The organism is Aliiroseovarius pelagivivens (assembly GCF_900302485.1).
In the GTDB taxonomy this organism is placed as follows: Bacteria; Pseudomonadota; Alphaproteobacteria; order Rhodobacterales; family Rhodobacteraceae; genus Aliiroseovarius; species Aliiroseovarius pelagivivens.
Map to the genome: position 1 here is coordinate 1,112,499 of NZ_OMOI01000001.1, position 22,613 is coordinate 1,135,111.

The 22,613-nt window shown below is 56.9% G+C and carries 18 protein-coding genes; 8 read left to right on the forward strand and 10 right to left on the reverse strand.

What is annotated here, in order from left to right:
• Positions 1 to 5: 5 nt before the first annotated feature.
• Positions 6 to 2,078 carry a phosphate ABC transporter substrate-binding/OmpA family protein gene (locus ALP8811_RS05485; protein WP_245924640.1) on the reverse strand — a complete coding sequence of 691 codons (2,073 nt, stop codon included), beginning with the start codon at positions 2,076 to 2,078 and terminating at the stop codon, positions 6 to 8.
• Between the two features lie 488 nt (positions 2,079 to 2,566).
• Here ALP8811_RS05485 and ALP8811_RS05490 point away from each other — a divergent pair, with 488 nt between their 5' ends.
• Together ALP8811_RS05490 and ALP8811_RS05495 are read left to right on the forward strand one after the other, a co-directional pair.
• On the forward strand, positions 2,567 to 3,226 hold the full coding sequence (locus ALP8811_RS05490; protein ID WP_108856144.1) for a rhodanese-like domain-containing protein: 660 nt from the start codon (positions 2,567 to 2,569) through the stop codon (positions 3,224 to 3,226).
• A complete protein-coding gene (locus ALP8811_RS05495; protein ID WP_146183994.1) occupies positions 3,226 to 3,747 on the forward strand; it encodes a hypothetical protein in 522 nt (173 codons plus the stop codon). Before ALP8811_RS05490 ends, ALP8811_RS05495 begins: the two co-directional genes overlap by 1 nt.
• Positions 3,748 to 4,040: 293 nt before the next feature.
• Here ALP8811_RS05495 and ALP8811_RS05500 read toward each other — a convergent pair whose 3' ends face one another.
• From ALP8811_RS05500 to ALP8811_RS05515, 4 genes are all read right to left on the reverse strand, one after another.
• Positions 4,041 to 6,299, reverse strand: a complete 2,259-nt coding sequence (locus tag ALP8811_RS05500) for a protein kinase domain-containing protein (protein ID WP_108856146.1) — start codon at positions 6,297 to 6,299, stop codon at positions 4,041 to 4,043.
• A gap of 458 nt (positions 6,300 to 6,757) precedes the next feature.
• Positions 6,758 to 7,189, reverse strand: a complete 432-nt coding sequence (locus ALP8811_RS05505) for a GFA family protein (protein WP_108856147.1) — start codon at positions 7,187 to 7,189, stop codon at positions 6,758 to 6,760.
• A 20-nt stretch (positions 7,190 to 7,209) separates the two neighbouring features.
• Positions 7,210 to 8,145, reverse strand: coding sequence for a carbon-nitrogen hydrolase family protein (locus tag ALP8811_RS05510; protein ID WP_108856148.1), 936 nt, complete (start codon positions 8,143 to 8,145; stop codon positions 7,210 to 7,212).
• The gene (locus tag ALP8811_RS05515; protein ID WP_108856149.1) at positions 8,142 to 9,008 is read right to left on the reverse strand and encodes a class I SAM-dependent methyltransferase; all 867 of its coding nucleotides are present in this window, start codon (positions 9,006 to 9,008) and stop codon (positions 8,142 to 8,144) included. Before ALP8811_RS05515 ends, ALP8811_RS05510 begins: the two co-directional genes overlap by 4 nt.
• Positions 9,009 to 9,135: 127 nt before the next feature.
• Between ALP8811_RS05515 and ALP8811_RS05520 the strand changes: the two genes are divergently transcribed.
• From ALP8811_RS05520 to ALP8811_RS05535, 4 genes are all read left to right on the forward strand, one after another.
• Complete coding sequence (locus tag ALP8811_RS05520; RefSeq protein ID WP_108856150.1) at positions 9,136 to 10,737, forward strand: winged helix-turn-helix domain-containing protein; 1,602 nt, start codon at positions 9,136 to 9,138, stop codon at positions 10,735 to 10,737.
• Between the two features lie 292 nt (positions 10,738 to 11,029).
• The gene (locus ALP8811_RS05525) at positions 11,030 to 12,040 is read left to right on the forward strand and encodes a glycine betaine ABC transporter substrate-binding protein (protein WP_108856151.1); all 1,011 of its coding nucleotides are present in this window, start codon (positions 11,030 to 11,032) and stop codon (positions 12,038 to 12,040) included.
• Between the two features lie 99 nt (positions 12,041 to 12,139).
• Positions 12,140 to 13,027, forward strand: coding sequence for an ABC transporter permease (locus tag ALP8811_RS05530; RefSeq protein WP_108856152.1), 888 nt, complete (start codon positions 12,140 to 12,142; stop codon positions 13,025 to 13,027).
• Positions 13,020 to 14,042: a quaternary amine ABC transporter ATP-binding protein gene (locus tag ALP8811_RS05535; protein WP_108856153.1), complete on the forward strand. Its 1,023-nt coding sequence runs from the start codon at positions 13,020 to 13,022 to the stop codon at positions 14,040 to 14,042. The genes ALP8811_RS05530 and ALP8811_RS05535 overlap by 8 nt, the downstream gene beginning before the upstream one ends.
• A gap of 115 nt (positions 14,043 to 14,157) precedes the next feature.
• Here ALP8811_RS05535 and ALP8811_RS05540 read toward each other — a convergent pair whose 3' ends face one another.
• Positions 14,158 to 14,943, reverse strand: coding sequence for a helix-turn-helix transcriptional regulator (locus ALP8811_RS05540; protein ID WP_108856154.1), 786 nt, complete (start codon positions 14,941 to 14,943; stop codon positions 14,158 to 14,160).
• 86 nt (positions 14,944 to 15,029) lie between these two features.
• On the opposite strand from ALP8811_RS05540, the gene ALP8811_RS05545 reads away from it, so the two are divergent.
• The gene (locus ALP8811_RS05545; protein ID WP_108856155.1) at positions 15,030 to 16,121 is read left to right on the forward strand and encodes a polyamine ABC transporter substrate-binding protein; all 1,092 of its coding nucleotides are present in this window, start codon (positions 15,030 to 15,032) and stop codon (positions 16,119 to 16,121) included.
• A 108-nt stretch (positions 16,122 to 16,229) separates the two neighbouring features.
• Positions 16,230 to 17,174 (forward strand): agmatinase, encoded by a 945-nt coding sequence (speB, locus tag ALP8811_RS05550; RefSeq protein WP_108856156.1) that lies wholly within the window; start codon positions 16,230 to 16,232, stop codon positions 17,172 to 17,174.
• Between the two features lie 51 nt (positions 17,175 to 17,225).
• Here the strand turns inward: speB and ALP8811_RS05555 are convergent, their stop codons facing one another.
• The 4 genes from ALP8811_RS05555 to ALP8811_RS05570 are packed head-to-tail and all read right to left on the reverse strand — an operon-like array spanning position 17,226 to position 22,609.
• Complete coding sequence (locus ALP8811_RS05555; RefSeq protein WP_370738878.1) at positions 17,226 to 18,029, reverse strand: carnitinyl-CoA dehydratase; 804 nt, start codon at positions 18,027 to 18,029, stop codon at positions 17,226 to 17,228.
• Positions 18,026 to 20,053 (reverse strand): acetate--CoA ligase family protein, encoded by a 2,028-nt coding sequence (locus tag ALP8811_RS05560; protein ID WP_108856157.1) that lies wholly within the window; start codon positions 20,051 to 20,053, stop codon positions 18,026 to 18,028. The genes ALP8811_RS05555 and ALP8811_RS05560 overlap by 4 nt, the downstream gene beginning before the upstream one ends.
• Before the next feature lies 1 nt (position 20,054).
• Positions 20,055 to 21,215, reverse strand: coding sequence for an acyl-CoA dehydrogenase family protein (locus ALP8811_RS05565; RefSeq protein ID WP_108856158.1), 1,161 nt, complete (start codon positions 21,213 to 21,215; stop codon positions 20,055 to 20,057).
• Complete coding sequence (locus tag ALP8811_RS05570) at positions 21,215 to 22,609, reverse strand: carnitine 3-dehydrogenase (protein ID WP_108856159.1); 1,395 nt, start codon at positions 22,607 to 22,609, stop codon at positions 21,215 to 21,217. Before ALP8811_RS05570 ends, ALP8811_RS05565 begins: the two co-directional genes overlap by 1 nt.
• Positions 22,610 to 22,613: the final 4 nt, after the last annotated feature.

A 22,613-nucleotide genomic window follows, 5' to 3' on the forward strand; every position in this document is an offset into this window, starting at 1 on the left:
TAAGATTACTTGCTGACCCAGATTTCAACACGGCGGTTAAGTGCGCGACCGCCATCCGTATCATTACAAGAAGAGGGCGCGATTTCACCGAAGCCCATCACCTTGATGTTCAGGTCGTTTAGCTCGCCATTTCTAGCCGCCGCTTCAACTTCGCTGCGGGCTTGGTTCGCGCGGGTCACAGACAGGGATTGGTTGCGACCAAACGCACCGACAGAATCTGCGAAACCGACAAGAACAACGTCCGATCCAGTGGGCAGGTCCTTCAGGTATTGTACCAGACGCGGCAGTTCTCCGCGGGCTTTCTCGTCAAGACGCGCCGACCCTGTGCCGAAGCGGAATGTGGTCGACAGACGGTCGTATTTGCCGATCGCATCCAGCATGGCGTTGACAACACCCGCCTCGGTGTTCGGGAATTTGGTGTTTTGCAAGGCCGCGACACGTGCGTCAGACGAGCTTTGAACGCGGCGCGCTACATCGAGGTTCACCAGACCTGCCTGAGCGATCAGAGCGTCCGCCTCTTCCGAGGTCGCAAAATCGAGGATCTGCTTGGCGTCAGCATTCAAGTTGTCTGCGCGGTTATAGAGATACAGGCGGCGCCCAAGCGAGTATTCTTCCGTCTTGGCCGAGAATGCGTCCGGAGAAGATGTGATTCCGCACTCGCTGACCAGCGACAGGGGCTTCAACCCGTCCAGGCTGGCATAGCTGACATAACCAATGGCGCTTGGATCGTCCTTGATCATGGCAACCACATCGGCAGCGCTTTCGGCGACAGCTTGGTTGCTTCCGGAAGCTGTTCCGCGTCCTTCAAAGACGTGATCTTCGAAGAAATCGCGCGAATCTGACCCGGCACCTTGCGAGACAACTTTGATCGAGCCGCCTTGACCGCCAACTTGCGCCCAGTCGGTGATGATGCCGCCGTAAATCGCGCCAAGGCTGTCCATAGAGATCTGCCCAATGGGATTATCCGGGTGGGTCACGATCACCAAGTTATCGAGGGCAATCAAATGCTCTTGGTCTGCGCTGACCAGATCCCCGGCACCTGCTACCGAGAACGACGCGACTTCGGAGGGCAGGGCGTGTCGTGCGGACATCGCAATCTGCGACTGACCATTTCCAAGATCTTGAATGGCACGCTGGGACGAAGCAGGGGCGATCAGATAGGATCCCATGCGCTCGCCATTTCCACCGTCAGAGATCAGGCTAGCCACTTTGCCATCCTGATCTGCGCTGTCGGTGACTTCCACAACCGCGCCTTTCGAGGCTGCGTAACCACTGATCAATAGCGGCATCATTTTCGAACCGATCAGGTCGGGACCGGAAATCGTAAAGCTGATCTCGATTGGGGTGTCATCACGCGTATTGCTTTCAGTGCTGTCTGCGCTGTCGACCTCGATAATCTGCGAGCCGATCGTGGGACAGGCGGGACCTTCGCATTTCACGGTACTTGCACTTACGCGAAGTTCGCCAAGATTAGTTTTGATGACGTATTTGCCATTGGTCACTTCAATAAGATCACCAACGAATTTCAGGTTTCCGTCAAAAGACGTCAGGGTCACGCGGGGGTCATCAGCATCAATCTTGATGTTCTCGGGAACGGTTTCCGTTGGCTCGAGGGATTCCACAACCACTTGCGGGCACCCCCCTCCGACGCAGGTCACACTGTCGGTCGCGATCTGAAGGTCACCCAGCTGTGTGCGGACAATATAGTTGCCGTTTTCAATGGCGATCAGGTTGCCCTCAAACTTTAGCGCGCCATCAAATGATTGAAGCGAAACTGGACCACCTTTGAAGTCGGCAGGAGTACTTTCAGCAGCGGCTACTTCTTCTGCCGGGGCTTCAATGGTCGGGCAGGCCTCGCCTTCACACACCACACCTTCGGCGCCAATTGCAATGTCACCAAGATTCGTGCTGAGGATGTATTTGCCATCTTTAAATTCGATAAGCTCACCGACGAATTTTAACGTACCGTCGGAGGATTGAAGAGTAACTTCAGAGGCAAGAGCAACTGCAGGAAACTGCAACGCCCCAAGAATAGTGGTCGTCTTTAAAAAGCGCTTGATGGTGCCAATAGTGACCATTTTCACGGCGATCTCCTCTGTTTTTCTTCAAAAATACAAGCCTTTAAGTGATGGCACTTGGTTTGGCCTATAGGTGTATATGTAGGGTAGCTCGGCGTTCTTGTGGCCGAGCGTTAGAAGTTTGGTACGCACTATATTTGGACAAAATGGGGCAATAATCGGGCATTGTTTCCGTTTTTTTGCAATCAGTGGACGCGCTTCATGTAACTTCTTTAGGTGGAATGCATATTATTTTAACCAAGATGGCACGGCTTTCCGTTTGCCAACCTAGTCTTTTGGTCAGGGAAATTAGTTTTTATGCGCCGACAACAGAACAATCCCCGCCTCTCGCCTTAAATTGTCCACATTCATCACCAAACATCACATGTTAAGCCACTACCTTAACGGGTTCCCTTTTTTCGGGTGTGGTTGAGCACTGTGTATGAAGTGTTCGTAATGTGAGTGCCTCGCCCAGTCAGTATTTGGGACATTAACATTAGGAGATACACATGCGCTCTGCGTCGTCTTTAGCTTTCCGTTTGCTCGCCGGTCTGGGTTTGGCAGCAACTCTTTCCATGCCAGTTTCGGCACAAGAGGTTTTTATTACCCAGGAGCTGCCATTCTTCGAATTTGACAACGGTGTTGAGTTCCACGTCATTGAACGAAATCAAGATACTGAAGCAACCATTCCGGATGCCTTCGCTAAAACGTCTCGCAAATGCCCACCCTTTTGTATTCAACCGCTTGAAGTCGCGGATGGTGTCTCGACCCTAGGAGAGCTGGAGCTTCTGACCTTCCTCGAGGAAAAGGTTCAAGACGGGTCGGGTGCTCTGATCGATGCACGTGTCGAGACCTGGTACCGCGGTGGCACCATTCCTGGCTCGATCAACATCGCTTTTAACCTATTTGAAAACCCTGACTCGAACCCATTTCTGGTTCCCGTTTTGCAGCTCTTCGGCGCTGTACAATCCAGCGACGGAACGTGGGATTTCACGAATGCAAAAGACCTTGCGCTGTTCTGTAATGGCCCATGGTGTGGCCAGTCGCCACGCGCCATCCGCAATCTTATGTCGGTCGGCTATCCGGCTGAAAAGCTGAACTACTATCGTGGTGGAATGCAGGCTTGGCTCAGCCTCGGTCTGTCCGTTCACGTCCCGGAATCGAGCTAATGAAAGCTAAAAACATACTAGATACCTTAAGGTACTTTGCAGTGGTCACGGCGATCTCGATCCCAGCCGTCGGCTACGCGCAGGTGATGGCGCCGGCTGTTGCCATCCCACAGGGGCATGTGGTTCAGGCTGGCTATGATGATCTGAAGCAGACCGACCAGCGCCGTCTGGATTTCTATGCGCAGAAGATTGTGATCGAGATTTTGGCCACTGTCGCAGCAAATGAAGCCGGCGACACCGCTGGCTTCAACAAGCACGGCAATGCCATGAAGTCGACGGCGGAGCGCTATCTTGAGGCCGCCGAGAAGGTTGGATTGACGGAAGCCGAGGCCGATTTGGTTTTCCATCAGCATCTGATCACCGGATATGAGGGCCCTCTCCCTGCCTTCATGGTCACCAGTACAGGACCAGCTGGTATTCGGGCGCTGATCTCGATGCTGGTTCCGGAATCCAATGTAGCTGAAACCGACTATCTGGATTCGATCCGGGATGCCGGTGGCGACACCTTCGGTAACGAATAGGCCTCAGCCCGCGCGTAGACCGGCCAAGTAACTGGTTCTACGTGCGGGTTTTTTGTGTCTTCAGGCTTGGCATAACAAGCGGTTTCCAGCGATCGTCTGCGCAGTACGCTCGATCATTGGAAACTACCTTCTACGGAAAGCATTTGGGGCGTAGCACGCTTGCACCTTGTTGGGCGCGCGCTCGACGAGTAATTCCGCTGACAGCGCCCAAAAACAAAGCCCCTGCAGCTTGCGCGCAGGGGCTATTTCTTGTGCGGTGGTTGCCTTCGGTTCCGAGAAACCTGCCTGAAAATCTAGTTGGCACCGTCTGGTTGGTAGGTCATCGAGACGAACCAAAGGCTGTCGTTACGCGTTACCGCGAAACTAAATTTGGTGGTCCCGTTCTCGATCTCTCGACGTAGGATATCGGCCATGGCGGTCTCGGTTTCGATGGCTTCCTTCGCGGGCATCAGCGCGACCATGCGATCGCCCGGAAGCAAACCGGTCTTGCCGGTTCCGGTGCCGTCAACAACGGTTGTGATCCATTCGCCGTCCTGAAGCTGCGTGTGGAAGCGCAGACCGCCGAGCAGGCTGGTTTCTTTCAGAGCCGGCAACGTGATGTCCCTTGAAGAGACGGCACCAGCATCACCTTCAATGGAAATCTCGACTGTAACCTGATCACCCGCGCCATAAGAGCTCGTCTCGCTGATGACCTGTGGGATGTCCGTCAGTGTTTTGACCGAGACGCCGTTAACTGAAGTGATCCGTTGTCCAGGTTCAACTTGGTCACCGAACGCTCCACCTGCAAACAACACGACGTTGGGATCTGTCAGATTGGGAAGGACTGGGAATTCGACCACATTAGCCGTCCGAACGCCCGAGAACTCTTCGACTTCCTCTGCCGCCATTACCTGTGGCTCGGGTTCCGGCTGGGGCTCGGGCTCGGGGGCGGGTTCAACCACAACGGGGGCAGGCGCAACTGTCTCGGCGTCGGCGACTACGATAGCCTCGATCTCTGTCTCTTCCGTAGCGCTTGTTTCGGCCACATCCTGAGTGCCAGTGGTTTCCGCTGCTTGCTGTGCAGGCGTGATATCCGGTTCCGCAATCGGTTGTGCTTCTGGTACGGGCGTTGGTGTCGGATCAGCCGCCGCCTGAGCGGCCATCTCATCTGCTCGGGTCACGTCCGTCGTAGCTTGAAGAGGGGCGGGGGTCGCTTCCACAGGCGTTGCAGCCGGCTCTTCCGGCGCAGGCACAGGGGCCGAAGCAACCGCCGCGATCTGGGTGTCTGGTTCAGAAGCCTGCGTTGGTGCCGCTGCCGTCGCTTGGGTTTCCTGCGTGGGCGTGGCGTCATCCGAGCCACCCATCATGAAAAAGCCACCTGCGCCAACGGCGAGCAGTGCAAGTGCACCAAGGATGGCTTTGCTGCCACCGCCACCAGATCCGCTTTTCACCACGGTAACCGATGAATCGTTCTTAGGTTTGGCGTGGGTCAGTCCTTCGCTGCGGGCGGTCGCCGCGACATCTTCATCGCCGGTAAGCAGGGCTGTCACGATCGCCTCGGCATGCTCGTTGGCGGGCTTGTCGTCGGCACGATCCAGCGCCACGATGACCGAGCTGGGTTTGCCCCCGAACTCTTCGAATTCCACATCTGGGCCGCGGAACATGCGCAGCCACTCGAGCGCCGATTGCACACGGTTCACAATATGCACTTCCATCGCCTTATCCAGCGCTTCAAGGAACCCATCCGGATAGCCTTCAAAACGCCCGGTAAGGGGAACATAAGGGTCTTCCGTGCCATTGTTGAATGCATCCAGCCGCGACTTGCCATCGATGGGTCGCTCGCCGCTGATTGCGTGATAAAGGGTGGCCGCCAGCACATACAAATCGCTTGTCACGTCCTGCTCGGCGCCGCGGGCATAGAATTCATGTGGCGAGTAGCCGTCCTTGACCACACGCAGGGTCAACAGAGCCGCTGAACTGCCCATGGCAAGCTCACGTGCCGCGCCGAAATCAATCAAAAGCGGTTCGCCACCTTCGTCGATTAGGATGTTGTCGGGCGAGATATCACGGTGCAGCATCCCGTTGTTATGGATGAACGACACCGCCGACAGCATTTTCTCGGTGACAGTGATGAAAAAGTCCGGCGTGATGTCATTCCGTCGGTCTTGGACATAATCAAGAAGATCACCGCCGCGGATCAGGTCCATCGCAAGATAGGCGGTCTGGTTATACTCAAAGACCTGATGCACATTCACAATGTTCGGATGCACCAAACGCGCGTGATTGCGTGCTTCTTGAAGGAACAACCCAATAATTGATTTCAGATCTTCCGCGAATTCGGGGTCTGCTGCTTCCACCTTGCTGCCAACACGGCGGCACAAAGCGCCGGGGTAGCATTCCTTGATCACGACCTGCCGCTCCAGACTGTCGCGCGCCAGATATGTGATTCCGAAACCACCACCATTCAGGAAACGAAGTATCTCGTACTGACCATGCAGTAGAGTTTCTCCTGGCTGCAGCACTGCAACCTGAGGATCTTGCGCATCTTTTCCGGCGGCCTGATTTTGGCTCATTGATCTTACCTGCATCTCTCGTAATCGGCGAAATATTTGTCAGCTTGTGACTGAAAGGAACTTGGTAAAATGCAACTACTAGTAATCCTGACTATTAAATTGGGGAATTGGGACCAAAATGGGGCAGCGTCATGGATTCGGTATGACTCTGCACAACAAAGTGACGTCAGCTAACTCATTGTCTCCTTATGGGAAAATATAGTCGAAAGGTCACTTCCAGCCAGCCGAAGTGGCAACAAGACCGGTTTGCTTTCTGCATTTGAAATACGCTGTGACGTCCACCTATCGCTGAACGCCGAACCGGAAGATCAATCAAGTCAGGCGAGGTGCCGAGAGGGGGCAAATCTCAAAACCCAGAAAAGAAGGCAGCCCCGAGGTTGGAGTTTCGAGGCCGCCTGTTGGTTTGGATGCAGAAGAATTTGCGGGTTCATGACGGATCGCCCTACATCGAAAGGCGGTTAGTCAGGCAACTCCGTTCCGCTTCCGCCTAGGTCGGCGGGCATGTCGTTGAACTTGGTCAGGCCATCGGGGATGCTTAGGACTTTCTCGCCATAGTGAACGTGAAGGGCCGGCTGGAAGTCCAGATCTGGCAGCATGGCGGCATAGATGTCGACCAGCCCCATTTGCGGATGGTCCGTCATCAGGTGACCGCCACACGACGTGCAGAACTTCCGGTGGCTTTGGTCGGTCTTGCAGTAGGTCGCGATCTGATCCTCGCCTGCGGTGATGGTCAGGCTGGCAGGTTCCCACAGCGTAAAGGCATTTACCGGTGCTGCTGACCACGTTCTGCAAGACAGGCAGTGGCAATACCCCATCCCTGCGGGGGCACCCGTTACCGAGAAGGCGACTTTTCCGCAGAAACAGCTGCCGTGATAAGTTTGATCTGACATGGGAGTACTCCTTTTCTGTATTAATCGCTGAAGGTTGCAGGCGGTTGCACTGCACGGTTGACGGTCAGGCTGAATACATCCGGACGGGCATAGTGGCCGGCCACGTCGAACTTACGACGCGAGGCGCGAGCCTCGCTGGGATCAATCTCGGCCAGCAACAGGCCCTTTTCTTGGTGCATCGGGCCAGCCATGACGCCGCCGAAGGGTTTGTAGATCACAGCGTCGCCGGGGTTCACCCATTCATCCTTGTTTGGGAACAGCTCGTCGTAATGCGGGATGTCGGTCGGGATATCCGAGACCTCAAGCGCAGTGGCGCAACCGATCACCCAGCAGCCACCTTCGCGCGCAATATGCTGCATCGTGGCCAGCCACGTATCACCGCTGTCCCAAGTGGGCGCGACATAGATGTCGATGTCTTGGGCGTACATCGCAAAACGCGCCAAGGGCATGTAGTTTTCCCAACAGATCAGTGCGCCGATCCGGCCCACGGCGGTCTCGACCACCTTCAAGCCCGATCCATCACCGAACCCCCAAACCATGCGTTCCGGGTTGGTTGGCATCAACTTGCGGTGATTGTTCGCGATCTGCCCATCGGCATCGATGATGACGCAGGAATTGTAGAGGGTCGAGCCCGACACCGCGCCATCCAATTCGTGATAGCCTGCAACGATCACCATCTCGTTCTCGCGGGCCGCTTCCTGCAACGGGATCATGCCGCCACGGCTCAGGTCAATCGCATTGGCTTGCATGCGGGCAAACAGCTCGTCAGTTTTTCCCATGCCAGCACCGGGTGGCAGACGCCAAACGAAGGTGGGATAGCCCGGAAACCATGCTTCGGGGAAAACGATCAGCTTGGCACCCTCGGCGGCGGCCTTTTCGATCAACCCGACGGCGCGCTCCATGCTGGCGGCCAGATCAAGATAGACGGGTGGTTCCTGAACAACTGCGGTCTTCATTGGATTTCCTTTCCATTGCGGCCAGAGACGACGACCATTTCACATGGGCCAACAAAGCCGTCTTTGGTTTCATAAGCAGACAAGGCGTCCGCGATTTCATCCCAGACGCTTTCGCGTTTTTCGGGCGAGAGACTTGAAAGCATCTGATGGAGGGCGCCGAAGCTTTCCTTCTCGAACCGTAGGCAGTCCGACGCATTGGGCAGGCACAAAGGCGCTTCAATCACGTGTTCTTCGATGTCCTCGAACCCTGCTGTCTGCAGCACACTTGCCAGCACACCTGAACCGCCAAGGCTAAAGGGGCCGGGTTGACCGGGCAGGGGGGGCGGAAGCGCGGCGCGCTCGCGGATGATCGAGACTGGTGTCGAAAAGAACCCGTTCCGATCCGGCGTGGAATAGACCATCGCTGCGAAACGGCCGCCGGCTTTCAACGCCCTGCGGATGCGACCCAGTGCGGCTTGCTGATCCGGGAAATAGATCAGGCCGACACGCGAAATCGCTGCATCAAACGAGGCCGGGGGTACGTCCAGAACCTCGCCATCGCAGACCAATGTATCCAGCTGCTCATGCCCCGCAGCGCGTGCATTCTCGGCGGCATATTCAAGGATGTTTTCAGAGATGTCGGTTGCCAGAACGCGCCCGGCAGCGCCGACGCGTTCAGCCGCGGCAAGCGATTGCTCTCCTGCGCCCGCAGCCACGTCAAGAACATGACTGCCATGAGCGACCCCTGCCATATCCAGCATGGTCTCGGTTGCGGGTCCCAACCATTGTTGCAGGACCCGTCCCCAATCATTCCATGCTTTCGCAGCGTCCTGCCACTGCGCGTGTGTGGTTGTTTTATATGCCTCTGCGTTGAAAGCCGTCATGTTCTGTCCTCCTGTGGAATGCCTTCTAAAAGCTTGCAAAACAGGGCGGGAAAAAGTCCCAACGGTTTTCCGACGGTTTTCCGTTTTTTGCGCTATGATGAAAAAAACCGTATGAAAGCGCGTGCTTATGCCTTCGCCCCAAGATCACTCCCAATACGTCGTGCTGGATCACATTGTGACGCCTGACACCAACGAGATCGCGTTGGGGGATCAGGTCACGCGCATCGAGCCGAAGTCGATGGAGGTGCTTGTTCACCTCTTTGCCCACGCCGGAGAAGTCGTGTCGCGTGATCAGCTTCAGGAGGCGATCTGGAGTGATGTGATTGTCGGGGACGACAGTCTGACCAATGCGATCATCAAGATCCGCAAAGCGTTTGGGGATGACGCCCGTAATCCACGCGTGATCGAAACGATCCCGAAACGCGGCTATCGTCTGATTGCCGATGTGTCGCCGCTAGAGCCAAGGCGCACGCATCAAGCGAAGCCGGTGGGGGTCCTTGCGGCCAGCGTCGGGATCCTTGTTTTGGTGGCCGGGCTTTTTGCCGCCTTCTGGAAGCCAGATGAAACCCCTCAAGCGGTCGTGGTAAGGGCCGATGATCGAGTTCATGTCGCGGTGGCGCGGTTTCAAAACATAAGTGGAGATCCTGCCCAAGATTATTTGGCGCAAGGCGTACAGCAATCCGTTCTGAACGGGCTTGTGGGGGTCCATCAGGTCGCCGCCTCTCAGTTGGAGACCGGTTCGCCTGCGGACTATCATTTGGAAGGCAATGTCTTGCGCGCCGACAATCGTATTCGGATTGACACGCGGCTGAGTGACGCCAACACCGGTGTTATCTTGTCGACCCAAAGGCATGATCGAGATTTTTCAGATATTCTAGAGGTCCAAGCGTTGATCGAGGCGGATGTCGTCACGGCCTTGGCACTTGATATCGATCTGGCGCACCGGACGGCTCAATCGCGTGGATTAACCGAGAGTATCGACGCCTATGACCTGTTTCTGCAAGCGCGTGCGGCCCTGTTGCCGCGAGATCCGCAAAGCAATTCCCGCGCCCGCGAACTGTACCAAAAAGCGATCATGCGTGATCCGAACTTTGCACGCGCCTATGGTGGTTTGGCACTGACCCATGCCGCCGATTTTCGCAATGGGTGGGTAAGCAACGCGGACCATGCCCTTGATCAGGCGCTGACCATGGCGGAAACGGCGCTTAGCATCGAGCCCAATCTTCCTGACCAATACTGGGTGATTGGATACGTCCAGACGCAGAGGCGAAATTTCACGGCGGCCGAAGCGGCCTTGAATAAAGCCCGAAAGCTGGACCCTGGTTATGCGGATGCATTGGCTCTGCTCGGGGGTATTCGTACATATGCTGGCCAGCCAGCAGACACTTTGCCCCTGTTGCGTGAAGCGATCCGGTTGCGGCCGGATGCAGGCTATCTCTATTTTTTGCTTCTGGGGCGTGCGTATTATTTCCTTGATGATTGCAAGCAGGCCCTGATCAATCTGGGCGAGGCCTCAACGCGAAATCCATCGAACTTGGAGGCGCGAATTTACATTGCCGCCTGTAAGGTAAAACAAGGTGATGTCGCGGAGGGCGCATGGGAAGTGGAAGAGGTACTTAGCATTGAGCCTTCGTTCTCGTTAGAAAGCTTCTGGGCGACATACCCGATGATCTCGCAGAGCCAAATCATGGCATTGACCTCGGATCTGGGAAAGGCCGGGTTGCGTTAGACGGGCTGCACCTAAAGCTGAGCCATCTAGATGCGTTGGTGTTTCTGGTTGATGTGTAAGAAAATTACACTTGAGGGCTGGGCATTTGCGGAATCTTACGCGTACGTGGGGTAATGTTCAAAAATGTTGCATTGCCTGTATTGCCGTGCTTCACTGACTGCGCAGCTCGGAGCAGTGACACCGAAAGGTCGATACATCCGGGAAATCAGCCGCGAGGGCTGGTGACTGGCCGTGAAACCGAAGATCCGCGGCCCTTTAAAGTCAAAAGATCTGGATAGGGAAAACCCCAACAATGAAGAAAACTATCAAAGGTGCACTTGGTGTAGCTGGTGCTTTGTTTGCGTTCAGCCAAGGCGCAGCAGCGGAGGAATGCGGCAAGGTTTCCATTGCCGAAATGAACTGGGCCTCGGCCGAGTTGATGGCGAATGTTGATGCCATCATTTTGGAAGAGGGCTTCGGTTGTGACGTCGAGAAAGTGCCTGGTGCCACCACCACCACATTTGCCTCGATGAATGAAAAGGGCCAACCTGACGTGGCGCCCGAACTTTGGACCAATGCCGTACGCGAGCCGCTGGCCGTGGCAACAGGCGAAGGTTCGATGGTTATTCTGAACGAAGGTCCGATCACCGAATTGGGCGAAGGCTGGTGGGTAACGCCCGCATTTGCCGAAGCTAATCCTGACCTGAACACGGTTGAAAAGGTGCTGGCGCGCCCGGATCTGTTCCCGGATGTGGAAGACCCCTCGAAAGGGGCGTTCATTACCTGCCCGGCGGGCTGGGGCTGTCAGCTGACCAATGCCAACCTGTTCCGTGCCTTTGGTATGGAAGAAAAAGGCTGGGTTCTGGTTGATCCGGGTTCGGCCGCAGGTCTGGACGGTTCGATGGCGAAAGCTGCTGAACGTGGTGAGCCTTGGTTTGGCTACTACTGGTCGCCCACCGCGCTGATCGGCAAATACGAGATGGTGAAGCTTCCATTCGAAGCCGAATGGGCCGGTTCTGAAAACTGGGACGGCTGCATCGTGAAGGCCGAACAGGATTGTGCAGATCCGAAGCCGTCTTCGTGGACTGTGTCCGAGGTCAGCACAGTTGTGACCGACGATTTCGTCGCCAATTCTGGTCCTGCTCAGGAGTATTTCAAATCGCGCGTCTTCCCGGGTGCTGTGATGAACGAAATGCTGGTCTATATGACTGACAATCAGGCCACCGGCGAAGATGCGGCCTATGAGTTCCTGGCCACGCACGAAGATCTGTGGACCACTTGGGTTCCGGCAGATGTGGCCGAGAAGATCAAAGGCGCGCTTTGATCCCTAGGGATCGCGCAGCCAAATTGATCGCAGCCGAGGGCACCTTGTGTGTGCCCTCGGCCAATGCATGAATAAGCAAAAAATACAGGGGGGCAGGACATGGAGTTTCTGACCGAATTCCCATCACTTGGGCGCAAGGACCTGAGCGCGCTCAGACGTGCGATTGATGGCACGTTTCGCGAATTCACCCGCGCATGGGGCGAAACGATTGAAGCGATCTTTACACCGCTTCTAAGATTTCTCGTCTGGTTTGAAGACCTGTTGCTGGCCACACCGTGGCCCATCATCATTTTCGTTCTCTGTGGCTTGGCTTATGCCGGGGCGCGGTCATGGAAGATCACCATTGGGGCAGGGATCTGCCTGTTGACCATCGGGTTTTTCGGCATGTGGGAAGACACCATGTCGACGCTGGCGATCATCTCGGTCGCGACCTTCCTGTGCATCCTTGTGGGCATTCCGCTTGGTGTTTTGATGGCACGCTATGACCGCGCGCAATCGATCATCACGCCCATTCTTGACGTGATGCAGACCATCCCAAGCTTTGTCTACCTGATCCCGGTTGTGATGCTTCTGGGTATCGGCAAAGTGCCGGGTCTTCTGGCCGTGTGTATCTATGCACTGCCGCCCATCGTGCGTCTGACCAATCTCGGCATCCGACTTGTGGACAAACAGGTGATGGAAGCCGCCGAGGCGTTCGGCGCGTCCTACAAAGAGAAGCTGTTTGGTGTGCAGATCCCACTGGCGCTGCCCAACATCTTTGCTGGTGTGAACCAGACCATCATGATGGCGCTGTCAATGGTTGTGATCGCCTCGATGATCGGTGTGCAGGGGCTGGGCGTTCCGGTTCTGCGAGCCATTTCAAACCAGTATCTGGCGCTTGGCCTGATGAACGGTCTGGCCATCGTGGCGCTGGCCATCATCTTTGATCGCGTCAGCCAGACCTATGGCAAACGCCTGCAAGCTTACCGGGAGAGCGGCCATGACTGATGACATCAAGATCTCGATCCGCAACCTGTACAAGATCTTTGGCAGCAACCCAGCCAAGGCCATGGATAAAGTGCGCGAAGGCATGTCCAAGGACGATCTGTTGGAGCAAACCGGCCATGTGCTTGGGCTGAATGACATCTCTCTGGATATGCATGACCGGAAGATCCAGGTGGTTATGGGCCTGTCAGGGTCGGGAAAATCGACGCTGATCCGCCACCTGAACCGGCTGATCGACCCCACGGCTGGCGAGGTCATCGTGGATGGCGAAGACGTGCTGGCGATGGATGAAAATCGCCTGCGTGATTTGCGCCGCTTCAAGATGTCCATGGTGTTTCAGAAGTTCGCGCTTCTGCCGCACCGTACGGTTCTGGAGAACGCCGAGTACGGACTGCTTATTCAGGGGATCAAAGACGACGAGGCAGGTAAGCGCGCGCGTCACTGGCTCGATCGTGTGGGTCTGACAGGGTACGAGGACTACTATCCCGGCCAGTTGTCCGGCGGTATGCAGCAGCGGGTTGGACTGGCGCGGGCGTTGGCCACCGATGCGGATATCCTGTTGATGGACGAGGCGTTCTCGGCCCTTGATCCGCTGATCCGCATGGATATGCAGGGGATCTTGCTGGAACTTCAGGAAGAGCTGCACAAGACCATCGTCTTCATCACCCATGACCTCGACGAAGCGCTGCGTCTGGGCGACAACATTGCCATCTTGCGCGATGGTGCCTTGATCCAGACGGGTGACGGGCAGGACATCGTGCTGCATCCGGCGGATGACTACATCGCGGACTTCACCCGCGAGATTAACCGCGCCAAAGTGGTGCGCTTGCGCGCGCTTCAAAAGCCCCTGAAGGGGGCGGTCCCAGCGGGTGACGCGCTGGCAGACAGCATGGTTCTTGAGGATGCGCTGGAAATGATTGCTGGCGCGGAAGGGCATATCGTGCCGGTCAAGGATCCTGATGGCAAGGTGACTGGGCAGGTGCATCTGGCCGATGCGGTCGCCGCAATGCACGCCTGATCTAGCGGCTGAGTTCATCAAAGGCCGCTCTTTTGAACTCAGCCGATTACTTTTAGTCCAGCCTGATTGAGATCCCTGAAGACACTACGCGTAGCTCTGCCGCCGCTACCGCGGACTACGACTGTTTTGAGGCCAAGTATCGTGTGGCCGCCGAAAACAGTTCGGCTTGTGAACTTACCCCAAGCTTTGCATATGCGTTGTGGCGATGAACCTTAACGGTACCTTCCGTGATCCCAAGGAATGCAGACGCAGAGCCGGCAGAGTGACCTTGAAGGATCAGGCGAATGACTTCCGCTTCGCGCGGGCTGAGCCTGTCTTTTCCAAAAGTTGCCAGACGGGCCTCGACCTGTGTTTCAACGTCTTGTTCGTTCTCGCGGTCGTTCAGGTTCCAATGTCGAATGACGGCGGCTGACAGGGTTTTGTGTATGGCGTTGATCTTGTTCACGTCTTCGGATGTGAACCGCGGCTGACGTGGCCCCCGGGACAGGGAAATGGCGACCCAATCTTCAGCGTCCAGCTTGATCAACACACCAAGCTCATCACTGATGCGGATTTTTCGATAAAACGTCCGATAGTACTCGGATCGAAAGAACGCCTCGTTGACCAAGTCGGTCAGGCAATAGGCCCCGGGTGTCACATTCGATTTGCAGGCTTGAAGGAAGGGGTCCAGCAGATACGGGCCGGTTGCATAGAACTGAATGGAAATTGCCGCCTGAACATCATCCAGGTCGTAATACAGAGAAACCGGAGGTGATTGATCCCGATACCGGGTGAGGATCATCGATTCAAAACCGACACGCAGTTCGATGAGCTTTCGAAGCGCAGTCGGGAACAGGTCCGTTCCGATCTGTGTCAGGACGGCTGCAAAAGCCTCGTCCCATTCTGTGTTGTCTATATCCATAGATATATATCTTGCCGCAAATTTACAGGTGGGGCTACCCGATTCCATTGTGGAGGAAAGAAAACGCGCAACAAGGAGGACAACCCATGAAAAGGCAAACGGGCCTATTGGCCATTGTCACTGGTTCACTCTTCGCCGGGCCCATCGCGGCGACAGCTGAGGAACTCTCGATCTACAACTGGGCTGATTATTTCGGCGAAACCACGGTTTCGGATTACGAGGCCGAGACCGGAACCGACGTCACACTGGATTATTTCGATTCAAACGAAGTGTTGGAGACAAAACTGCTGACCGGCGCATCCGGCTATGATGTCGTGTTCCCAGCAGCTTCCAATGCGCAGCGCGAGTTTCAGGCAGGTGCCCTGCATCCAATCGATCCTTCGCGGCTAAGTAACTATGGAAATCTCAATCCGGATATTCTGACGTCACTCGACGCGATCCCGGGCGGCCGCGAATTGGGCGTTCCATACACTTGGGGCACGATCGGGCTGGCCTACAACGTGGCGATGATCGAAGAACGGTTGGGCACAGACACGATCACATCTTGGGATGTTCTGTTTGACCCGGAAATTGCCGGAAAGCTTGCCGATTGCGGGATTGCCGTTCTGGATTCTCCGATTGAAATGGTGTCGGTGGCTTTGAACTATCTTGGGGCAGATCCCTATTCCAATGATCGCGAGGATCTCGACAAGGTTCGGGATCTGTATACGGCGGTTTCTCCCTCGATCCGCTATTTCCACAATCAAAAGGCGTCAACGGATCTTCCCAGTGGGGATGTCTGTCTTTCGGTGATGTATAGCGGGGACGCTGGGATCGCACAGGCGCGTGCGATGGAAGCGGAAAGCGGGGTGGATATCCTGTATTCGATCCCGACCGAAGGGACGCTGATGTGGATCGACCTTATGGCCATCCCGGTGGATGCAAAACGCGTCGACGACGCCTATCGTTTCCTGGACTACATGTTGCGGCCCGAAGTTATCGCGGACGTTTCAAACTATGTCTACTTCGCCAATGCCAACAAAGCGGCAGACGCATTCGTTGACGAGGCTATCCTGACGGACCCCGGAATCTACCCGGATGAAGCAACGCTTGGGCGTCTGTTTCCAGATCTTAGCGTGGGCGCGAAAACGCTGCGCAACCGGAACCGCCTGTGGACCAGCGTCAAGTCTGGCACCTGATCCATTCCAACGGTGCGAAGCCATCCACGAAAGACAGGCTGGGCGTTCCAACGCAACGCCCAGCCCAGTTGAACCGTCACCCGACATAAGTACAGAACGGAGCCTCACATGCTGACCTCAACCGACCGCGCCTTTATGGCCCGAGATGCAAAAGGGATGGGCTATGAGCCCACCTATAGCGGGGCGACAAGCCTGTTCAGGCGGCGCTACTCGCGCGACCTCGAAGGGGTGGATATGGTCACATGGGGTGTACCCTATGACCTGTCCGTCACCAACCGACCGGGATGTCGGTTCGGCCCGCGGGCGATCCGCGCCGTGTCGTCGAACCTTGCATGGGATGGTGGGCCGTGGCCGTGGGGGTTTGACCCGTTTGAAACCCTGAACATGGTTGATTATGGCGACTGTGATTTCGACCACGGGTTCCCCGAGCAGATCGCCGGACAAATTGAGGAGCAAGCCCGCGAGATCCTGAAGTCGGGCGCGTTCCTTCTGACGATGGGGGGGGATCATTCCGTGACCTATCCCATCTTGAAAGCTCAGGCCGAGCGTCACGGGCCAATCTCGCTGATCCAGATCGACGCGCATTCGGACACTTGGGAAGAAGATCCGAAGCGGATCGATCATGGGTCCATGTTCTATCACGCGGCGGTCGAGGGTGTTTTGTCACCAGAAACATCAGTTCAGGCTGGAATGCGCACGCTCAATTATAAGACACATGGCTTCAATGTTTTGGATGCCAATTGGGTGCATGAAAACGGCATTGACGCCACAGTCGCACGGATCAAAGAGATCGTCGGGGATCGGCCAGCCTATCTGACTTTCGATATCGACGCGCTTGATCCTGCGTTTGCGCCGGGCACGGGCACGCCGGTCTGTGGCGGTCTGTCGACTTATCAGGGGCAGTCTCTGGTGCGCAAACTCGGCGGCATCAACCTTGTCGGTGCTGACCTCGTCGAAGTTTCCCCCCCCTTTGATCACGCCGAAATTACTGCGCTGGCTGGGGCCTCGTTGCTGCTTGATATGGTGTGTTTGGTGGCCAGCAGCAAAAGGTGATATGTCAGAGAGCGAAGTGAACGCACGTCGCTCTCCGACCGCCAGATTTGGCTACTTGCCCTTCCACACCGGGTCGCGCTTCTCAGCAAAGGCGCGCGCGCCTTCCAGCTGATCCTCGGACCGGTAAAGCTTTTCGACCGTTTCGAATTGGCTCTTGGTGATCTTGTTGAGCGCATCCTGAAACTTCATGTCTTCGGCTTCGCGCACCACTTCCTTGATCGCAGCGTAGACGAGCGGCGGACCCGAGGCCAAGAGTTCGGCCAGCTTGCGTGCCTCGGCCATCAGATCACTTGCCGGATAGACATGGTTGATCATGCCCCAGCGCGCGGCTTCCTCCACTTCGATCCAGCGCCCGGTCAAAAGCATCTCCATCGCGATGTGATAGGGGATCCGCTTGGGCAGCTTGATCGATGCTGCATCCGCTACCGTACCCGACCGAATTTCAGGCAGGGCAAAGCTTGCGTGATCGGCAGCGAGGATGATGTCGGCAGACAAAGCCAGCTCCAGCCCACCACCGCAGCAGATGCCGTTTACGGCCGCGATTACGGGCTTGTTCAGCCCACGCAGTTCTTGCAGACCGCCGAAGCCGCCGACACCATAGTCGCCATCCACAGCATCGCCATCAGCTGCCGCTTTCAAGTCCCAGCCGGGGCAGAAGAACTTATCACCCTCGGCGGTCAGAAGGGCCACGCGCAGTTCGGGATCATCGCGAAAGGCAGTAAAGACGTCTCCCATGATCCGGCTTGTGGCCAGATCGATTGCGTTGGCCTTTGGCCGGTCCAGAGTGACCTCGAACACATGGCCATTCCGGGCGGTGCGTACTGGGCCTTCGGTCAGGTTGGTCAGGTCGGTCATGTCTCTCCTCCAGTACGGATCAGGGCGTCTGCGGCTACGGCACGATCGGCCATGACCATCAGTGGGTTCACTTCAACTTCGGCCACGGGATTGGCCATTACATAGGACTGGATTGCATCGACCGCGTCCAGAACAGCGTCCATATCAGCGGGCGGTGCGCCGCGATAGCCTGCCAGAAGCGGTGCGATTTTTAGCTGATCTAAAGCGCTGCGGACGTGATCGCGGCTGGCAGGAACCAACAGAGAGCGGCTGTCCTTCAGGATTTCGGTTAGTGTGCCACCCGCAGCCAGCGTTAGCACATAGCCATGGGCGGGGTCATAGGTCACGCCGACCAGCAACTCAGCCAGTACGTTGGTCAGCATCTCTTCGACAAGGAAGCTGTCAGTGGGCATCGAACGCGCGGCGTCCTCAACTTGTTTCGGACTGGTCAGGTTCAGGGCCACCGCACCGACTTCGGTCTTGTGGGCGATCCCTTCGCCTTTCAGAACAACAGGGAAACCTAATTTCTCGGCGACATCTGCAGCGGCCTCAGGCGCGGGAGCACGGTGCGCCCCAGGTACTCTTAGCCCAAACTGCGCCAGCGCGGATTTCGCTTCGGCTTCTGACAGCGTTGTGTCCCGTTCTGAGGGGGGCTCAAGAAACAGGGCATCCTCTGTCAACGGGGGTAAGTTCGCCGCCAGATCAATGGCCGCCATCGCCTCGGCCATCCCAGAGAATGGTACGATCCCGCGTGCCATCAGAGTCTGTGCCACGTCTTCAGGCATCGTATCGGTAAGCGAAGCCAGAATGCCCATGGGGCGCCCCGTGGCGGTCATGGTCGCTTCGACCGCGTCGATCACCTTGGTCCATTCGGAACTGTCACAGCGATCCGAGCGAGGGAAGTCCAGAACCACCAGTCCAAGCGACAGGTCGCCCTGCATAAGCGCGGTGAAGGTCGCTGTCATCGCGGCTACGTCGCCCCAGATATAGGTGTGGTAGTCCAAGGGATTGGCCAGCGACACCTTGGGGCCCAAAGCCGTGCGCAACCCGTCAGACTGGGCGGGTAAAAGGGCAGGGAACTCGACATATAGCGGATGGGCCGCATCTGCGATCAGGCTGGCCTCGCCGCCCGAGCACGAGGCCGACGCGATCCGGTTCGAGCGGAGCGGGCCAGTGACGTGAAGCAGTTTCAACGCCTCCAAGAAGGCCGACAGATTGTCCACTTGCCCCATTCCCAGCCGCCTTAAAAGCGCGTTTGCGCCCGCGTCACTGCCCGCAAGCGAGGCTGTGTGTGAAACAGTGGCCGCGCGCGCCTGATCCGAGCGTCCGACCTTTAGGGCCACGATGGGTTTGCCGAGTTCGTTGGCGCGCAAGGCCAGTGCCTCGAACGCGCGCAGATCGCCGATCCCTTCGATATGTAACCCAAGCGCCGTGACTCGGCTGTCCTCGAGCAGAGCTTGCCCGATCTCGGCCAGTCCGGTCTGTGCCTGATTGCCCGCCGTGACCACATAGGCCACGGGAAGGCCGCGCTTTTGCATGGTCAGGTTAATCGCGATGTTGGAACTTTGTGTGATGATCGCCACGCCGGTGTCGCAACGCGTGGCGCCATGCTGGTCGGGCCAAAGTGCAGCGCCGTCCAGAAGGTTCAGAAACCCGTAGCAGTTGGGACCGATGATCGGCATGTCGCCTGCGGCCTCCAAAAGCGCCTGTTCCAGCGCTTCGCCATCGTTTAGTTCGGCACGGGCTTCGCGAAAGCCAGACGCAAAGCAGATCGCACCACCCGCACCAGCCGCTGACAAGATTGCAATGGCTTCGATGGTGACGTTTCGGTTCACACCGACAAAGCTGGCATCTGGGGCCGAGGGCAGGGCTTCGATCGACGGATAAGTTGCCAAACCGCCGACCTCAGATTTCGTCGGGTGGACGGGCCAAATCTCGCCCTGAAAGCCCACTTTTCTGCATTGCTCGATCACATTGGCGCACCAGAATCCACCGCCAATCACGGCGATGGAGCGCGGTCGCAGAAGCCGGTCTAGACGGCTCATCTTAGGCGCCCAGCGGCCGGAACAGGTCGCGGCTGATGATGTGACGTTGGATTTCCGAGGTGCCGTCCCAAATCCGTTCCACGCGGGCATCGCGCCAGAAGCGTTCGATGGGGAAATCGTCCATCAGCCCCATACCGCCGAAGACCTGAAGGCTGGTATCGGTCACACGTGCCAGCATCTCCGAGGCGTAGAGCTTCGCCGAAGCGATCTCGCGGTTGGCAGGGAGGTTTTGATCCAGTCGCCATGCGCCTGAGAGGGTCATCAGATCAGCGGCATCGATCTCGGTGATCATGTCTGCGATTTGGAAGCTAACGCCTTGGAACTTGGCGATTGGCTGGCCGAATTGCTTACGTTCAGCAGCATATTCCAGCGCCAGATCAAAGCACCGGCGTGCACGGCCGACACAGAAGGCCGCAACTGTCAGGCGGGTGGCATAAAGCCATTCGTTCATGACCGCAAAGCCCCCATCAACTTCGCCCAGCACTTGCGCGTCGGGCAGGCGGCAATTGTCGAAATCGAGCACATAGTTCTTATAGCCACGATGGCTGACCGACTTGTAGCCTTCGCGCACCTCGAAGCCCGGCGTGCCACGATCGACAAGGAAACAGGTGATGCGTTTCTTTGGCCCTCTGGGGGTTTCATCCACACCTGTGGCTATGAAAACAATAAAGAAATCAGCGTGTTCAGCGCCAGAGATGAAGTGCTTTGATCCGTTTAGAACCCAATCCCCTCCGTCGCGCACAGCGTTTGCTTTCATGCCACGCACGTCCGATCCGGCATCCGGTTCGGTCATGGCCAGTGCGTCCATCTTCTCGCCCCGAATGGCAGGTAGCAGATAGCGGTCGCGTTGGTCGCCTTCACAGGCCATCAGGATATTCTGGGGGCGCCCGAAGAAATGCGTAAGCGCCATCGAGCCGCGCCCAAGTTCGCGTTCGACCAGCGTGAAATCGAGGTGGGACAGACCCGCGCCGCCGACCTCCTCCGGGAAGTTGCAGGCATAGAAGCCAAGGTCGACGACCTTTTGCTTGATCTCCATGCCCAACTCGTGGGGCACTTGCCCAGTGCGCTCGACTTCGGCCTCAAACGGGTAGATTTCATTCTCGACAAACGATCGCACGGTCGAGACGATCATTTCCTGTTCGTCGGACAATCCGAAATGCATCACGCGTCTCCTTTGGCGTGTAGAGCGGCGAGGGCCTCTACTTTCGCTTCGACATCCGCGCGGGGCGGGCAGGATTTGCGAGAGTTCAGGTCCACATGCAGCAGGAACTGGTCGCAGGTGGCCAGCAGCCCGTCATCTGATGTGCGTTTCATTTCATGCCACAGACGAAGTTTCTTGCCTTCACCCAGAGTGACGGTTGTGTCCACATAGACAGCTTCGCCCGCATGGCATTCATCGATGTATTTGATGTTTGTTTCCGCTGTGAAATAGCTGAGGCCTGATGCGATATACTCTGGATCCGCGCCTACATGGATCATGATGCGATCGGCCGCGTCCGAGAAGACCTGTCCATAGCGCCCTTCGTTCATGTGGCCGTTGTAGTCGGTCCAATCGATCGGCACGTCACGAGCGACAGTGCGCATCGGTGTCTCGTCAGACATGGCAGGCCACAGCCCCCCTTCGTGATCCCGGATCACGCGTCCTGCGCCCGAGCCATCACCACGGGCTTTCAACGCACGCAGCATAGACACGAGGTTGTCATCGCGCAGGCGCTCCAACTCGCGGATCGACAAATGGCCGGATTGGGCGTCTGACTGACCCGCAATCAGGTCCACCAGCTCGTCCGTGAATTCTGGCACGTCCATTAGCTTGGTCCACGGCCACGACAGGCAGGGGCCAAATTGCGCCATGAAATGCTTCATACCCGCTTCGCCACCGGCCACACGATAGGTTTCAAACAGCCCCATCTGTGCCCAGCGAAGTCCAAAGCCCATGCGGATCGCCTCGTCGATTTCCTCGGTGGTGGCGATGCCGTCTTTGACCAGCCACAGCGCCTCGCGCCAGACGGCTTCAAGGAAACGGTCAGCGATGTGGGCGTCGATTTCCTTGCGCACCTTCAGGGGATACATGCCGATGCCGCTTAGGATGTCGGCTGCGCGGGTACAGGTGTCTGCGTCGCCAACCAGTTCGATCAGTGGCAGAAGATAAACCGGGTTGAACGGGTGGGCAACGATTGCACGTGCGCCTTTTTCGTTTAGTTCCGACGGCTTGAAGCCCGAAGTTGATGAGCCGATGATGGCATCATCCGGTGCATGTTCCATAAGTTCGGCGAACACTTTGTGCTTCAGGTCAAGTCGCTCTGGTACGCTTTCCTGAACCCAGTTCGCGTCTGCTACGGCCTCGGCCAGATCAGAGTGATAGGTCAGCTTCCCTTCGATTGGCAGCGCCGTTTCATAGAGCCCCGGAAGCGCGCGGCGCGCGTTCAGCAGAACTTCGTTGATCTTGCGTTCAGATTCCGGATCGGGGTCGAAAACAGCCACATCCCATCCGTTCAAAAGGAAGCGTGCAGCCCATCCGCCGCCGATCACGCCACCGCCAATAATTGCTGCTTTCATTGTC

What these genes read in the sequence shown, in the direction of transcription:
- ALP8811_RS05515 (WP_108856149.1), bottom strand. Translation starts at nt 9,008, where the DNA reads ATGACGGCTTTCAACGCAGAGGCATATAAAACAACCACACACGCGCAG.
- ALP8811_RS05570 (WP_108856159.1), bottom strand. Translation starts at nt 22,609, where the DNA reads ATGAAAGCAGCAATTATTGGCGGTGGCGTGATCGGCGGCGGATGGGCT.
- ALP8811_RS05500 (WP_108856146.1), bottom strand. Translation starts at nt 6,299, where the DNA reads ATGAGCCAAAATCAGGCCGCCGGAAAAGATGCGCAAGATCCTCAGGTT.
- ALP8811_RS05525 (WP_108856151.1), top strand. Translation starts at nt 11,030, where the DNA reads ATGAAGAAAACTATCAAAGGTGCACTTGGTGTAGCTGGTGCTTTGTTT.
- ALP8811_RS05555 (WP_370738878.1), bottom strand. Translation starts at nt 18,029, where the DNA reads ATGACCGACCTGACCAACCTGACCGAAGGCCCAGTACGCACCGCCCGG.
- ALP8811_RS05565 (WP_108856158.1), bottom strand. Translation starts at nt 21,215, where the DNA reads ATGCATTTCGGATTGTCCGACGAACAGGAAATGATCGTCTCGACCGTG.
- ALP8811_RS05545 (WP_108856155.1), top strand. Translation starts at nt 15,030, where the DNA reads ATGAAAAGGCAAACGGGCCTATTGGCCATTGTCACTGGTTCACTCTTC.
- ALP8811_RS05485 (WP_245924640.1), bottom strand. Translation starts at nt 2,078, where the DNA reads ATGGTCACTATTGGCACCATCAAGCGCTTTTTAAAGACGACCACTATT.
- speB (WP_108856156.1), top strand. Translation starts at nt 16,230, where the DNA reads ATGCTGACCTCAACCGACCGCGCCTTTATGGCCCGAGATGCAAAAGGG.
- ALP8811_RS05535 (WP_108856153.1), top strand. Translation starts at nt 13,020, where the DNA reads ATGACTGATGACATCAAGATCTCGATCCGCAACCTGTACAAGATCTTT.
- ALP8811_RS05510 (WP_108856148.1), bottom strand. Translation starts at nt 8,145, where the DNA reads ATGAAGACCGCAGTTGTTCAGGAACCACCCGTCTATCTTGATCTGGCC.
- ALP8811_RS05540 (WP_108856154.1), bottom strand. Translation starts at nt 14,943, where the DNA reads ATGGATATAGACAACACAGAATGGGACGAGGCTTTTGCAGCCGTCCTG.
- ALP8811_RS05560 (WP_108856157.1), bottom strand. Translation starts at nt 20,053, where the DNA reads ATGAGCCGTCTAGACCGGCTTCTGCGACCGCGCTCCATCGCCGTGATT.
- ALP8811_RS05530 (WP_108856152.1), top strand. Translation starts at nt 12,140, where the DNA reads ATGGAGTTTCTGACCGAATTCCCATCACTTGGGCGCAAGGACCTGAGC.
- ALP8811_RS05505 (WP_108856147.1), bottom strand. Translation starts at nt 7,189, where the DNA reads ATGTCAGATCAAACTTATCACGGCAGCTGTTTCTGCGGAAAAGTCGCC.
- ALP8811_RS05520 (WP_108856150.1), top strand. Translation starts at nt 9,136, where the DNA reads ATGCCTTCGCCCCAAGATCACTCCCAATACGTCGTGCTGGATCACATT.
- ALP8811_RS05495 (WP_146183994.1), top strand. Translation starts at nt 3,226, where the DNA reads ATGAAAGCTAAAAACATACTAGATACCTTAAGGTACTTTGCAGTGGTC.
- ALP8811_RS05490 (WP_108856144.1), top strand. Translation starts at nt 2,567, where the DNA reads ATGCGCTCTGCGTCGTCTTTAGCTTTCCGTTTGCTCGCCGGTCTGGGT.